At 45.0% G+C, this 11,640-nt stretch carries 17 protein-coding genes; 6 read left to right on the plus strand and 11 right to left on the minus strand.

Annotated elements, in window-relative coordinates:
• Positions 1-18 precede the first annotated feature (18 nt).
• Positions 19-915 carry a 4-hydroxy-tetrahydrodipicolinate synthase gene (gene dapA / locus HMPREF3179_RS00720; RefSeq protein ID WP_082145009.1) on the minus strand — a complete coding sequence of 299 codons (897 nt, stop codon included), beginning with the start codon at positions 913-915 and terminating at the stop codon, positions 19-21.
• A gap of 111 nt (positions 916-1,026) precedes the next feature.
• Positions 1,027-1,650: an L-threonylcarbamoyladenylate synthase gene (locus HMPREF3179_RS00725; protein ID WP_070469279.1), complete on the minus strand. Its 624-nt coding sequence runs from the start codon at positions 1,648-1,650 to the stop codon at positions 1,027-1,029.
• Between the two features lie 244 nt (positions 1,651-1,894).
• On the opposite strand from HMPREF3179_RS00725, the gene HMPREF3179_RS00730 reads away from it, so the two are divergent.
• Positions 1,895-2,347, plus strand: coding sequence for a single-stranded DNA-binding protein (locus HMPREF3179_RS00730; protein ID WP_070469280.1), 453 nt, complete (start codon positions 1,895-1,897; stop codon positions 2,345-2,347).
• A gap of 330 nt (positions 2,348-2,677) precedes the next feature.
• Here HMPREF3179_RS00730 and HMPREF3179_RS12615 read toward each other — a convergent pair whose 3' ends face one another.
• Together HMPREF3179_RS12615 and HMPREF3179_RS12325 are read right to left on the minus strand one after the other, a co-directional pair.
• On the minus strand, positions 2,678-2,932 hold the full coding sequence (locus tag HMPREF3179_RS12615) for a hypothetical protein (RefSeq protein ID WP_371441413.1): 255 nt from the start codon (positions 2,930-2,932) through the stop codon (positions 2,678-2,680).
• Positions 2,820-3,254, minus strand: coding sequence for a hypothetical protein (locus HMPREF3179_RS12325; protein WP_083290659.1), 435 nt, complete (start codon positions 3,252-3,254; stop codon positions 2,820-2,822). Before HMPREF3179_RS12325 ends, HMPREF3179_RS12615 begins: the two co-directional genes overlap by 113 nt.
• Before the next feature lie 215 nt (positions 3,255-3,469).
• On the opposite strand from HMPREF3179_RS12325, the gene modA reads away from it, so the two are divergent.
• The 4 genes from modA to HMPREF3179_RS00755 are packed head-to-tail and all read left to right on the plus strand — an operon-like array spanning position 3,470 to position 6,200.
• On the plus strand, positions 3,470-4,267 hold the full coding sequence (modA, locus tag HMPREF3179_RS00740) for a molybdate ABC transporter substrate-binding protein (RefSeq protein WP_070469281.1): 798 nt from the start codon (positions 3,470-3,472) through the stop codon (positions 4,265-4,267).
• Positions 4,268-4,302: 35 nt separating this feature from the next.
• Positions 4,303-4,977, plus strand: coding sequence for a molybdate ABC transporter permease subunit (gene modB / locus HMPREF3179_RS00745; protein ID WP_070469282.1), 675 nt, complete (start codon positions 4,303-4,305; stop codon positions 4,975-4,977).
• Between the two features lie 12 nt (positions 4,978-4,989).
• Entirely contained in the window at positions 4,990-5,763 is a 774-nt protein-coding gene (locus tag HMPREF3179_RS00750; RefSeq protein WP_070469283.1) for an ABC transporter ATP-binding protein, read from the plus strand.
• A gap of 8 nt (positions 5,764-5,771) precedes the next feature.
• Positions 5,772-6,200 carry a TOBE domain-containing protein gene (locus HMPREF3179_RS00755; RefSeq protein ID WP_036559515.1) on the plus strand — a complete coding sequence of 143 codons (429 nt, stop codon included), beginning with the start codon at positions 5,772-5,774 and terminating at the stop codon, positions 6,198-6,200.
• 15 nt (positions 6,201-6,215) lie between these two features.
• Here HMPREF3179_RS00755 and HMPREF3179_RS00760 read toward each other — a convergent pair whose 3' ends face one another.
• Entirely contained in the window at positions 6,216-7,013 is a 798-nt protein-coding gene (locus tag HMPREF3179_RS00760) for a TOBE domain-containing protein (protein ID WP_018027005.1), read from the minus strand.
• 307 nt (positions 7,014-7,320) lie between these two features.
• Between HMPREF3179_RS00760 and HMPREF3179_RS11780 the strand changes: the two genes are divergently transcribed.
• Positions 7,321-7,530 carry a (2Fe-2S)-binding protein gene (locus tag HMPREF3179_RS11780; RefSeq protein WP_081606603.1) on the plus strand — a complete coding sequence of 70 codons (210 nt, stop codon included), beginning with the start codon at positions 7,321-7,323 and terminating at the stop codon, positions 7,528-7,530.
• Between the two features lie 79 nt (positions 7,531-7,609).
• Here HMPREF3179_RS11780 and bfr (HMPREF3179_RS00765) read toward each other — a convergent pair whose 3' ends face one another.
• The 6 genes from bfr (HMPREF3179_RS00765) to HMPREF3179_RS00785 form a co-directional block, all read right to left on the minus strand.
• Positions 7,610-8,089, minus strand: coding sequence for a bacterioferritin (bfr, locus tag HMPREF3179_RS00765; RefSeq protein ID WP_018027006.1), 480 nt, complete (start codon positions 8,087-8,089; stop codon positions 7,610-7,612).
• Between the two features lie 12 nt (positions 8,090-8,101).
• The gene (gene bfr / locus HMPREF3179_RS00770) at positions 8,102-8,575 is read right to left on the minus strand and encodes a bacterioferritin (protein ID WP_036559518.1); all 474 of its coding nucleotides are present in this window, start codon (positions 8,573-8,575) and stop codon (positions 8,102-8,104) included.
• Positions 8,576-8,648: 73 nt separating this feature from the next.
• Positions 8,649-9,824 (minus strand): MATE family efflux transporter, encoded by a 1,176-nt coding sequence (locus HMPREF3179_RS00775; protein ID WP_256388745.1) that lies wholly within the window; start codon positions 9,822-9,824, stop codon positions 8,649-8,651.
• A gap of 3 nt (positions 9,825-9,827) precedes the next feature.
• Entirely contained in the window at positions 9,828-10,001 is a 174-nt protein-coding gene (locus HMPREF3179_RS12440) for a hypothetical protein (RefSeq protein WP_246824320.1), read from the minus strand.
• A 146-nt stretch (positions 10,002-10,147) separates the two neighbouring features.
• The gene (locus HMPREF3179_RS00780; RefSeq protein WP_168160337.1) at positions 10,148-10,537 is read right to left on the minus strand and encodes a DUF1828 domain-containing protein; all 390 of its coding nucleotides are present in this window, start codon (positions 10,535-10,537) and stop codon (positions 10,148-10,150) included.
• A 33-nt stretch (positions 10,538-10,570) separates the two neighbouring features.
• Complete coding sequence (locus HMPREF3179_RS00785) at positions 10,571-11,053, minus strand: hypothetical protein (RefSeq protein ID WP_070469285.1); 483 nt, start codon at positions 11,051-11,053, stop codon at positions 10,571-10,573.
• Positions 11,054-11,640 lie beyond the last annotated feature (587 nt).

Below are 11,640 nucleotides of genomic sequence, written 5' to 3' on the forward strand. Positions count from 1 at the left end.
TAGACCATTAAATAGAGATTAAATAAGACCGACTTCTTTGAGCGCTGCATCAACCAATGCCTTAGTCGCCTCGCTAGGCTCAACCAAGGGTAAGCGATAGCCTAACTGCGTCTTGCCCATCTTGGCTAAAGCGTACTTAACCGGAATTGGGTTGGCTTCAGCAAAGAGCACTTTATTAAGTGTTGAAAGCTTAGCATTTAATTCGCGCACCTTGGGTAAATCACCCGCTAGTGCCGCAAAACACAATTCATGCATAAGACGTGGTGCGACGTTTGCCGTGACTGAGATATTGGCTTGACCGCCCAATAAAATCAAGGCGGCCGCCGTTGGATCATCACCACTCATAATTTGGAAATCGGCTGGCTTATACTTCATCAGCTGACCGAGGCGTGAAATATCACCCGTCGCGTCCTTGATACCAATAATGCCGGGCACCTCGGCTAAGCGCAGAATCGTGTCATTTGACATGTCAGCGACGGTGCGGCCAGGTACATTGTATAAAAGAATGGGTAGCTCGCTATGTTCAGCAATGTATTTAAAATGCTGATACAGACCCTCTTGGGTTGGCTTATTGTAATAGGGGACCACGGATAAGCCCGCTTGGGCACCGGCCTTTTGCGCGTCAATCGTTAACTGCAAGGCCTCTTTGGTGCTATTACCGCCCACGCCGGCAATAATCGGGATGCGACCGTCAGCAAACTCTACCGCAGTAGAAAGTAGGGCGGCATGCTCTTCAAAGTTAATCGTGGGCGACTCACCGGAAGTGCCAATCACTACCAGACCATCACTTTTTTCCTCAACATGCCAATCAATCAGCTTTTTAAAAGCCTCATAGTCTACATCGCCATTAGGGAGCATCGGCGTCACTAGCGCCGGGATACTGCCCCTAAAAACGGGGTAAGAGTTGCTTGACATAATCACATCCTTAAATAACAAATCGTATGAAACTGAATAATAGTCTTAACCCCTTAGTTTACATGAAAAGTTCATCTTAAAATAAAGAAAATCGGGGCGCTAGTTAATAAGCTATAGGCCAATGGCGGCTGGGTCGCCGGAGCCTCGACGCACAATTTCTGCCGGGTTTTGGGTTAAATCGATCACGGTAGTACCAACGCCACGACATGGACCAGCATCGATAATGCCAGCAAGCTCGTGCTTGTACTCTGCTGCAAAGTCCTCGATATTGGTAAAAGGCTCACTCTTCTCAGGGGCGATAAAGGTGGTGGCTAACAGCGGCTCCCCCAGGGTTTCCAAAAGCATCAGCGTGACTTTATGAGCGGGTACACGAATGCGAATAGTTTTACGAGAGCGATGATGTACCCGGCGCGGCACGTCCTTGGTCGCTTCCAAAATAAAGGTCCAAGGACCTGGGGTGGCTGATTTTAATAGACGGTATTGTTGATTATCCACATGAGCAAATTTGGCAATCTCTGATAAATCGCGGCACATTAGCGTCAAGTGATGGCGGTCGTCTAAACCGCGTAGGGAGCGCAATTTGTCGGCGGCGTTTTTATCATCTAAGCGGGCAACAAGGGCATAACTGGAATCCGTCGGTATGGCTAAAATACCGCCATTAGCCAATAGCCCGGCGGCCTGATTGATGAGTCGTTGTTGCGGATCGTCGGGGTGTAGTTCATATACAATAGCCATCGCATATCCTCTTGTGGTTGTTGTGAACAATACCATTCATCTTAAATTAATCAAATCAAGATTGCTAGACCTAAATTTGCTTCAATAGCGCTTACTGTTAGGGTGGACAAATAGCTCCGCCTACGGATGGCAAAGCGCACGCTTTGCTCTAAAGTGATAAATGAGGTATGAGCCTTGGCGCAGTTCATGAGCTAGCAACTCAGCGAGCCGCGCCTTTTTTAATCCGACAGTAGAGGAGATGGATATGACATCTTGCATTAATGAAGTTGTTTTGATGGGTAATTTAGGTCATCAGCCGGAGCTTAGATATTTTCAAGATGGTAAGCCGCACTTGCGGGTTTCATTGGCAACCACTGAGAAGTGGCGCGATCGTAGTAATGGCGCTTTATTGAGTGATACCCAATGGCATACGGTGTTGTTTAAGGGTACCCTAGCAAAGCGCGTCAGTGACTATATGGATGTCGGCGATAAGCTATGGTTGCGTGGACGGATTAAAAATCGTCAATACACGGATGATGAGGGTGTGGTGAGGACGATTTGTGAGGTGCATGCGCGCGAGCTTAAGATGATTTGGTCAAAAAATCGCAGTCAGGCGATGGAGTCCGAAGCGATTGAATTTGAGGATGGGGTATCGGAGTTTTTTGAGCATGAGGAATCTTCGCCATTTGCGGAGGAGGCGCAAGAGAGCGTAAATTAGTTGTGAGCTAGTGGTATTGGGGGCGACGATTGCTGATGTCGTATCGCTAGCGCAATGCTTAGCAATCGTCGCATGGCTTAAGCTTCTGTTGTAGGCTGCAGCGAGGCTCAGATGGTCAGACCCGTTGCTGTTTATTTGCGCACTAGAGGTTTAGTTAGGCTTAAGCGTGACCTTAATATCTGCAGGCTTGGCATAGTAGGGGGAGGAGGTGGCTAGCACGGGTACTCCCGTGGCTGCATAGTCCTGGATGTTGCTGCGGTTGATACCGCCAGCGGCAATGAGTTGCCCCTGAAAGTCTAGTTGTGCTGCTAGATTCAGTGCTTCAAGGATCTACTGTGGGCTGAATTTATCAAGTTGGATGATGTCGGGCTTTGCTTTGATAGCTAGTTCCGTTTCGCTCATGCTGTCCGCTTCCACCATGTTTTTTTTCTCGGGCGCGCTGTGACGTAATTGTTCAATATGCTGCTGCCAATCAAAGGGCTGCGGTAGGCAACAGCCGAGTGCTGGGGCTGCTTTTGCGGGTGCAGGCGATTTGTACCTGTGGGTTTTGCGTGCGTGCTTGTTGTACCAGTTCAGAGGCAGCATGGGCCACACCACAGCTCCATTCGAGGATGTTTTGTACCACTTTCCAGCCTTGATGCAGGGCGGCGATATCACCCTCTGCACACAAAAGTACTTGCGGCTCAGTGATATTCATGTCATCTGCAAGCGCTGCGGTGACCTTTAACCCGAGTTTGTTTAAAAGACGCTCGGACAGTTTAATGCCGCTTGTGGTTGTGGGCCGGCGATTAGTAAATGTCATCCGGCCTAGTTTTCCGTGTAGGCCAAGGCTGCGGGTCGTTAGGTCGCCCATACTGATATCTTCAAGTAAGTAATACTCAAGCAAACTATCTGGCATATAAATCATCTATCTATCCTAAGGATTAATATTGAACTCGATATATTTTTAAAAACATATTGAAATGATTGCGTTTTGAATGTCAAATATCATAAAATACCATTATTAGTAGATAGTTTGATAGTGATATATTTTTATTAATATATCGTATGCTGATGGTTTTTACCCGCCATCAGCATTCCCCCTTAATTCGATTCCCCCTTAATTCGATTAGGAGCTTTTAGATGAAGCGTACTTTACTTTCAATAGCGGCGCTTGGTGCTGTTTTGATTTCTCCACTTGCGGTGGCGGATACGATTGCGGTTTCTGCTGCTGCTAGCCTGACAAATGCTTATACCGAACTCGGTAAAGCCTTTGAGGATAAAAATCCTGAGCACAAAGTAGAGTTTAACTTCGGTGCTTCAGGTACGTTATTGCAACAGATTCTTCAGGGCGCACCGGTGGATGTGTTTGCCTCAGCTGATCAGCAAACCATGGATAAGGCCGTGGAAGAGGGTATGGTCAAAAAGGATAGCCGTGTCGATTTTATCGGCAATGGCTTGGTATTGATTGTGCCTAAAGATAGTAAGCTTAGCTTTGATTCATTAGAGCAATTAACAGCGGATAATGTTGAGCATATTGCGATGGGTAATCCGGATACCACGCCTAATGCTCGTTATGCGCGTGCCGCCCTGCAAAAAGAGGGTCTATGGGAAAAGGTTGAGCCTAAATTAGTACTTGCATCTAACGTGCGTCAGAGTTTGAGCTACGTGAGCCGTGGTGAAGTTGAAGCAGGCTTTGTGTTTTCTACCGATGCCAAGCAGGATGAGGATAAGGTAAACGTGGCTTTAGTTATCCCTACGGTGGCTGCTGGTGAAAAAGCTGGTGAGTGGGTACCTAATCCTATCGTTTATCCTATCGCTGAAACCACACAGACTAAATCTAAAGTTTCTGCTGATTTTATTGCTTATGTCCTATCCGATGAGGGTCAGGCGATTTTAGCGAAGTACGGCTTTATTCCTATTAAGGACATGGATAAGTAGTTTGATTGATAGCCGTTACAACAAGGTAGTATTGCATGGAGTGGTTTAGTCCTCAAGACTTAAACGCCTTAAAGCTGACGCTTAAGGTGTCTATCTACGCAACGTTTTTCGCCTTTCTCTTAGGTATTATTTTTGCGTGGGTCCTAGCCCGTTTTAACTTTTTCGGAAAAAACGTGGTGGATGCGATACTTACCTTGCCTATGGTCTTACCGCCAACCGTCCTAGGTTATTATCTATTGGTGCTGTTTGGACGTCGCGGTACTTTTGGTCCTTGGTTAGAAAAGGTCTTTGGTCTACAGCTGGTCTTTACTTGGCAGGGCGCAGTGGTGGCTGCGACGGTAGTAGCAGTCCCCTTAGTCTTTAAGTCGGCACGGGCGGCCTTTGAGGATGTACAGAAAAATCTCGAATATGCAGCACGCACGCTGGGCTCCAGAGGGCTTGGCGTGTTTTTTCGGGTGAGTTTGCCGCTGGCAGCGCGCGGTATTACCGCTGGTGTCTTATTAGCTTTTGCCCGCGCAATGGGTGAGTTCGGTGCGACTTTAATGCTTGCTGGTAATTTACCTGGGCGTACGCAAACCCTGTCGATGGCGGTTTATGATGCGGTACAGGCTGGTGATGATTTCCGCGCAAACGCTTTAGTGCTGCTGATATCTGTTGTGTGCGTGACTATTCTTGCGGCATCCGGTTATTGGTTGGCGCCGAAGCGTTAGTGGACTAGAACGATGCATTTAAGCGTTAAGTTTGAGCTCAATCTTAAGCAAAAATCGGGCAGAAATAAGCGTGAATTCCCTATGTCGGTGGAGTTTGAGACAGCCACGGATCGTACGGTGGTTTTTGGCCCCTCGGGTTGCGGTAAAAGCGTAACATTGCAGGTGATTGCTGGAGTGATTCGACCGAGCAAAGGCTTTATAAAACTCGCTGATCGAGTGCTATTTGATAGCGAAAAAAATATTTTTGTGCCACCGCATCGACGACGTATTGGTATTGTGTTTCAGGATTACGCACTTTTCCCCCACATGAATGTCTTGGAAAATACCGCTTACTCCCTGCGTCACTGGCCTTTGCCGCTTGGCGCAGCCGCTAAAGAAAAAACCATGACCATGCTGGAGACTTTAGGTATAGCCGATTTGGCCTACAGTTTGCCGAGTCAATTATCTGGTGGGCAGCGTCAGCGCGTGGCGTTGGGAAGAGCCTTATTAACCGAGCCAGATCTGTTATTATTAGATGAACCGCTGTCAGCGCTTGATGTGATGTTGCGTGTTAGAATGCGCGAGGAATTAGCTCAAATACAGGAGCGATTTAATGTGCCGATGCTGATGATTACCCATGATTTAGAGGATATCAAGGCATTGGCTGATCATATAATTCTCTTTGGGCGAGGCGTCATTAGCGAGCGTCTGCCTTTCCGTCAGATGCAAGCGAAGCTTGGCAAAGAGCACGCTTGGCAACAAATTATGGACGCCTGCCAAAGAGATTTTGATAGTTTTAAGCTTTAGGAGAGTGTATGAAAACCAGCGCACGTAATCAATTTGAAGGCACCGTTAAATCCATCACCACCGGTTCAGTTAATGACGAGGTGACACTCGAAATTGCTAATGGTGCTTTAATCACAGCCATTATCACTAAAGAAAGTACGGCGCATTTAGGCCTCACTGAGGGTGCTAAAGCCTTTGCTTTAGTTAAGGCTTCGTCGGTGATTCTAGCAACAGACTTAGAAGGTGTTAAGCTTTCAACGCGTAATCAATTAACCGGTACCGTGACCGAATTAAATAAGGGCGCAGTGAATGCTGAGGTAGCACTTGAAGTTGCGCCGGGCATGGTGATTACGACCATTGTGACCAATCAAAGTGTGGATAATTTAGGCTTAGCACCCGGTGTTAAGGCGACAGCTATTATCAAGGCCTCACACGTGATTGTTGGCACCAAGGCCTAAACAGCCATCAACTGATTAAAAGGTGGCAATAATCACCTGCTTAGGATCAAAGGCGGCGTAAACGGTTGCGCCGCATTCTGGGGCTTGGGATGCATCATCAATCATGGCAGCGATGGTTTGACCGCTTTTAAGATGAATTAGTAGTTCAGCCCCGCCTGCCTCATCTCGATCAACTGCCTCTAGTACGCCCTCTAAGGCCTCTGTACTGTCTTGACTGAGCGAGATCATGGGTGCTTTAATTAGCGCAAAGACTTGTTGACCTACAGAAAGCTTCATTTCATCAATGCTTTTTTGGGTAATCATGGCCTGAATTTCTTGCGCTGCGCCCAGATTTAAGCGCACCATAATACGATGTCCCCGTTTTTCTAGGGCTTGGATACTACACGATAGCTGATTTCTAGCACTGGTACGAAGTTGCAAGCGTGGACTTGGCTCAACGGCAAAATCATTAATATTAGCGTAGCGCTGCTCTAGGGATATCAGCATCGCCTGGTATTCACTTTCAATGTGACGATAAAATGCAATCAACTTTTTACCATAGTCAGTGATGCGAGAACCGCCACCTCGTCGACCACCCTTAATACTAATCACCACCGGTTCATCCGCGAGGGTATTAATCGCATTTAGCATATCCCAGGCTGTTTTGTAGCCCATGCCAAGTTGTCGAGCGGCTTCGGCAATGGAACGACCTGATTCGATTTGTTCCAACAGCTCAATCCGACCAGGGCCTAAAAAGGTACCATGATGGCGCTCAATCCAAAAGCGACCTTGAAAGCGGATAGCATCATCGTGATTTTGATTGCTTTGACTCATGACTATAAATTGCTCAGTTACTATGCTATATGCTAGCATTTTTGATGGCTTTTGGCTTATCAGTGAGAGTGAAGAGCGATTGTATGTCTCAATAAGTAGTGTCACTCATTTGTTGTAAAAAAGACCGGTAGTACTTGAGTTTGATAATGAGAACAGTTATCATTATGTATAGTTTTAATGATGAACACAATGATATATTTTAATCTGAGTCGATCTTCTATTTGCAGTAGCTTTTGATTTAGTTGTTAGTGATAGGCCGCAAGCATAGAAGCATCAGCAGTATAGTACTGTTTCAGGGGGAGACTTTATGTACGTTTGTCTTTGTAATGCCATTACAGATCGCCAGATTCAGGAGAGTGTGGCAGCAGGCACAGTAAACTCATTCAGTGACTTGCAGGCGGAATTAGGTGTAGCGACCTGCTGTGGCTGCTGTGCTGAGGTAGCGAGTTCCTATCTTAAAAACCCTCAGCTACGTTCAGTGGAAGTGAGTGATTTGAGCGAGACAGTTAAACTCTAGTTAGATTTCAGTTTGTAAGCAGTAAAATAGCCGAGATAAGAATTTTATCTCGGCTATTTTTGTGTTGGCTTTAAATACGCTATTCAGGCGTTCTTTCTACCACGGTTTGTAGATAGTTTTCTGTGCCAAGCTCCTCGATCAGCTCAAGCTCCATCTGTAGCCAGTCCCAGTGGTCTTCATTATGCGTTTTTAGCTTTTCTAAAAGATCACGCGTCACGAAGTCCTCTAACTCCTCAGCTAGCTTGATCGACTCCATCAGCACCTCATCCTTAAGCTCTTCGGTTTTGATGTCGCAGCTAAGGGTTTCAACCGGACTTTCACCAATGTAAAGCTTACCGAGATCCTGTAAGTTTGGCAGACCCTCTAGCAGTAAAATGCGTTCAATGATGTCGTCGGCAAACTTCATATCAGCAATGGATTCCTTGTAGATATGCTTGCCTAAGGCATCAAAGCCCCAGTTTTTATGCATGCGACCATGCAAAAAGTACTGGTTAATTGAGGTTAAATACACTCGTAGCGTTTTATTTAAAGCCTGTATAACCTGACGATCGCCTTTCATACAAGCTCCTTATTAAACTTGGCTCTGTAAGTAGTTTTTAAGACCCATATGGTCAATGAGGTTTAACTGCTGCTCAAGCCAATGTGCATGATCCTCTTCAGTGTCTTTTAACTGCTCAACCAGCATTTGACGAGTCACATAGTCTTGGTGCTTTTCACAAAGCACAATGCCTTTTTTAAGATTAGCCTGAACCTCTAACTCGAGTTTTAAGTCATTTTTTAGCATCTGCACCACATCCGAGCCGATGTTAACTTCTGAAGGTGCTGACACAGGGGTGCCACCAAGCATCAAAATACGACGAATAAAGTCATGTGCGTGACCTGTTTCATCATCCATTTCATGATCGATGCGCTCAAATAACTTGTTATAACCCCACTCAGCATACATGCGTGAATGGATAAAATACTGATCACGTGCCGCTAATTCACCGGCTAATAACTTGTTCATGTAGTCAATGATCTCTGGATGACCTTTTAAACCCTTCATACTTAACTCCTTATGTTGTTAACTAGTCGTTATAACTTAATTATAACAGGATCAACTTATGTAAAACATCCTTTTAGTCTTGCCACTTTGTTTGATTGACTATTCTCGGATAGTAACGTAATAGCACTAGACCGCGCACAATCACAAATATAATCAAGGCGAGCCAGAGACCGTTATTAGCAAGCGGGCCGATAAGTAAATAACCGCTTAATAGCATGCTTAGAAAGGCGATGACGGTGGAATTGCGCATGGCTTTACTATCCGTCACACCGACAAAAATACCGTCTAGCTGAAAGGTTGCAAAGGCGATAAAAATATAGCCAGCAGCAAAGACTTTATGTTGATTGGCGATGCTTTGCAATTCGGCATCCGGCGTTAGGGCTTGGATAAAAAATTGACCGCAGAAAAGCAGTAATAACGCGAGTAGCAGGGAGCTAAAGGCAGCTATGGCGCTGTTATCGATGACCGCTCGCAAAAAGCGCTGTCTTTTTTTTGCGCCATAGGCTTGACCGACCTGCATTTCAGTGACATTAGCAAAACCATCTAAAAAATAGGTTGCCATGGAAATAAACTGCAGCAGAATATGATTGGCAGCCAAGGTGGCATCACCGAAACTCGCTCCTTGACGGGCGAACCAGCCAAAACCGGCAAGTAGCGCCAAGGTGCGAATCATAATATCGCTATTTACTAGAAATAAAGCCTTAATTTTAGTGCTATCAAAAATTTGTGCCGAGAGTCTTTGATAATGTGAGCGCAGGGGAAGTATATCGAGCTTTTTGATAATTAAAAGCAGACCGTAACCAAGCGTCACCCATTCGGCAATTAAGGTGCCAAGCGCAATGCCCTTAACACCCATCGCTAAAAACACCACAAAGAACACGTTTAAAAGCATATTCAAGCCATTCAAAAGCAGTTGAATCACAAGAATTTGCTTGGTCCAACCGAGACCAATAAAAATCCCCATCAGCGCAAAGGTGATCAAAGTGGCGGGCGCACCCCAAATGCGAATGATGAAATAGTCTTTGACTAAGGCATTAACTTCGGGGCTGGCGGATAAAAAATAGCTGGCTATGCTGCGGATGGGCTGCTGTAGTATGATGAGTGCCAAGCCGATAACGGTGCCTAGCATCAGGGTTCTAAATACCACGGTCAGCAATTCATCGTCGTTATTTGCACCCACGGCTTGGGAAATAAAGCCTGTCGTGCCGATGCGCAAAAAGCTGAAAGCCCAGTAAACAAAGCTGAAAATTAGCTAGGCTAAAGCAATCGCCGCCAGATCGGCTGTTTGACCCGTTTGCCCGATCACGGCGGTATCAACCAGTCCCAGCAAGGGTACCGAAGCATTTGCCAGAATAATAGGCAGTGCTAATCGGAACAGCTTCAGATAGCTGGAAAAATCATTAAACAATGGTATACGAGTGGGCATTAAAGATTGTGAGGAATGGGTTGATTGTAAGGCGGCTGCTAGGCTCAGGGCTTATTATAGCAGACCCCTATGTCACGCCCGTCGTACGATAGGCTTGCGGCTTGAGTGGCTGAAAAGTGGTTATTTAAGTCGCCATGCTTTTAGGGCTATTTAATTGTCTCGATAATATTAAGATCAACATTTATGTTTTCTTTTTCCCATGTGATTATATCTAAAAGGGCGCTTAGGTAGCTTGCAAAGCCGATTGAAGCCTCAGCGATTGAAGATGTTTTTTCTAAAATATTCTTCTCAAAAGTTAAGTTGTTTTTGGAGGCAATGGCGCTTAAAAAACTATATGTTATGTTTTTCTTAGCTCCGCTTAATCCTCTACCCAGAAAATGCAGAGCAAGCTCTCCATCATCAAAAAATCGTATGTGACTGTTGGCTATTTTCTCAACATAAAGCGGGAGCGTGTCTCCGTCCTCAAAAGTAAATGGCGTAGCAACGTAAGCCACCGTGCCTGCTTCGTTTAAGGGTTGGCATTCAAAACCTGTCATTTCAGCAAAGCTTTTACAAATCATAGTATGCCCTTATAACTCAAATGTTTCTGGGGCTCGTGGTCTCTTGTCAAAGTCAATACGTACCCGCAAGCAAAAATGGGAAAATGCTTGTTCAAAATCCCAATCAAGCCAATCCAACGAGCCATTCACGCGCCCCTCGGGATTGCGTCCTATATGTTCATGCGGCAGATTATGCCCAAAACTCTTTTTAATATTTTTAAAGCTTTTGGTTTCTAATTGGTAATAGCGAGTAGTACCCTTGTTTTTATATTCTACCTTTAACAAAGTGAATTTAAATAGTCTTTTCTTTGTCTTTGGTGAGTATTGTATCAATAATTCTACGATGAATTTTGTGCGTTCCAAGCTGTACTTATCAAGTAGACCAAACGATAATTCGTAAGTTTCGCTAGCGTCATTAGAGAAAGACCAGTCCGGTAGATCCTCAGCATAAAATTTCTGAGTGCTCAGAAACTTTAGTACTTCTTCATGGGGCGGTGAAGAATCAATGCTCATACCTCATACCTTTGCCCTTGTTTTCTCTGTCCTCGTAATGTTTGAATGCGATTGCAGGTGCTTATATCTGTTCGTTATGCGTTAATGTCTTCTGTGGTATAGACTGAACTGTTATCGCTGACTATTGCTAATCTTCCATCAGTTTGCACAATCAGACGCTTACTAAGCAGTAAGTCATTAAAGCTAACGATGTTAAAGTCTGCTGCTTCAAATTTATTTTATGTTTTCATGGCTGTATTGCCATCAACACACTAATCGCCTAGTTTTGGAGTACATCGCGCTTTTGCTAGATTGTTCAGAAGGTGTTGCTAAGCTTAATACGATATTGGGCTGTGGAGAACTTACATCAGGGTTAGTTTACAAGTGCTAGATGGCCAATACCTAGGGCGTGGATTTTATTATCCATGTTGAAGATGGGATAATAATACCATCAAGATGATAATTATTTAGTTTAAACTTTAATGATTTAATTCTGTATTTAAACTAAAGGCAACTAGGATCGTGGCTTATTTTTCTATTCTCATCGTTGAGAATTGAAATAATCTAAGTCAGTGTGAGACTTTTGCATAAAAGCAGTTAAATACCGG

Origin of the sequence: Oligella sp. HMSC09E12 (assembly GCF_001808505.1) — a bacterium.
In the GTDB taxonomy this organism is placed as follows: Bacteria; Pseudomonadota; Gammaproteobacteria; order Burkholderiales; family Burkholderiaceae_B; genus Oligella; species Oligella urethralis.

Bases quoted from the DNA above. Each gene is read 5' to 3' on its own strand.
- dapA (WP_082145009.1), bottom strand. From the start codon at position 915: ATGTCAAGCAACTCTTACCCCGTTTTTAGGGGCAGTATCCCGGCGCTA.
- HMPREF3179_RS00725 (WP_070469279.1), bottom strand. From the start codon at position 1,650: ATGGCTATTGTATATGAACTACACCCCGACGATCCGCAACAACGACTC.
- HMPREF3179_RS00730 (WP_070469280.1), top strand. From the start codon at position 1,895: ATGACATCTTGCATTAATGAAGTTGTTTTGATGGGTAATTTAGGTCAT.
- HMPREF3179_RS12615 (WP_371441413.1), bottom strand. From the start codon at position 2,932: ATGCTGCCTCTGAACTGGTACAACAAGCACGCACGCAAAACCCACAGG.
- HMPREF3179_RS12325 (WP_083290659.1), bottom strand. From the start codon at position 3,254: ATGATTTATATGCCAGATAGTTTGCTTGAGTATTACTTACTTGAAGAT.
- modA (WP_070469281.1), top strand. From the start codon at position 3,470: ATGAAGCGTACTTTACTTTCAATAGCGGCGCTTGGTGCTGTTTTGATT.
- modB (WP_070469282.1), top strand. From the start codon at position 4,303: ATGGAGTGGTTTAGTCCTCAAGACTTAAACGCCTTAAAGCTGACGCTT.
- HMPREF3179_RS00750 (WP_070469283.1), top strand. From the start codon at position 4,990: ATGCATTTAAGCGTTAAGTTTGAGCTCAATCTTAAGCAAAAATCGGGC.
- HMPREF3179_RS00755 (WP_036559515.1), top strand. From the start codon at position 5,772: ATGAAAACCAGCGCACGTAATCAATTTGAAGGCACCGTTAAATCCATC.
- HMPREF3179_RS00760 (WP_018027005.1), bottom strand. From the start codon at position 7,013: ATGAGTCAAAGCAATCAAAATCACGATGATGCTATCCGCTTTCAAGGT.
- HMPREF3179_RS11780 (WP_081606603.1), top strand. From the start codon at position 7,321: ATGTACGTTTGTCTTTGTAATGCCATTACAGATCGCCAGATTCAGGAG.
- bfr (WP_018027006.1), bottom strand. From the start codon at position 8,089: ATGAAAGGCGATCGTCAGGTTATACAGGCTTTAAATAAAACGCTACGA.
- bfr (WP_036559518.1), bottom strand. From the start codon at position 8,575: ATGAAGGGTTTAAAAGGTCATCCAGAGATCATTGACTACATGAACAAG.
- HMPREF3179_RS12440 (WP_246824320.1), bottom strand. From the start codon at position 10,001: ATGCCCACTCGTATACCATTGTTTAATGATTTTTCCAGCTATCTGAAG.
- HMPREF3179_RS00780 (WP_168160337.1), bottom strand. From the start codon at position 10,537: ATGACAGGTTTTGAATGCCAACCCTTAAACGAAGCAGGCACGGTGGCT.
- HMPREF3179_RS00785 (WP_070469285.1), bottom strand. From the start codon at position 11,053: ATGAGCATTGATTCTTCACCGCCCCATGAAGAAGTACTAAAGTTTCTG.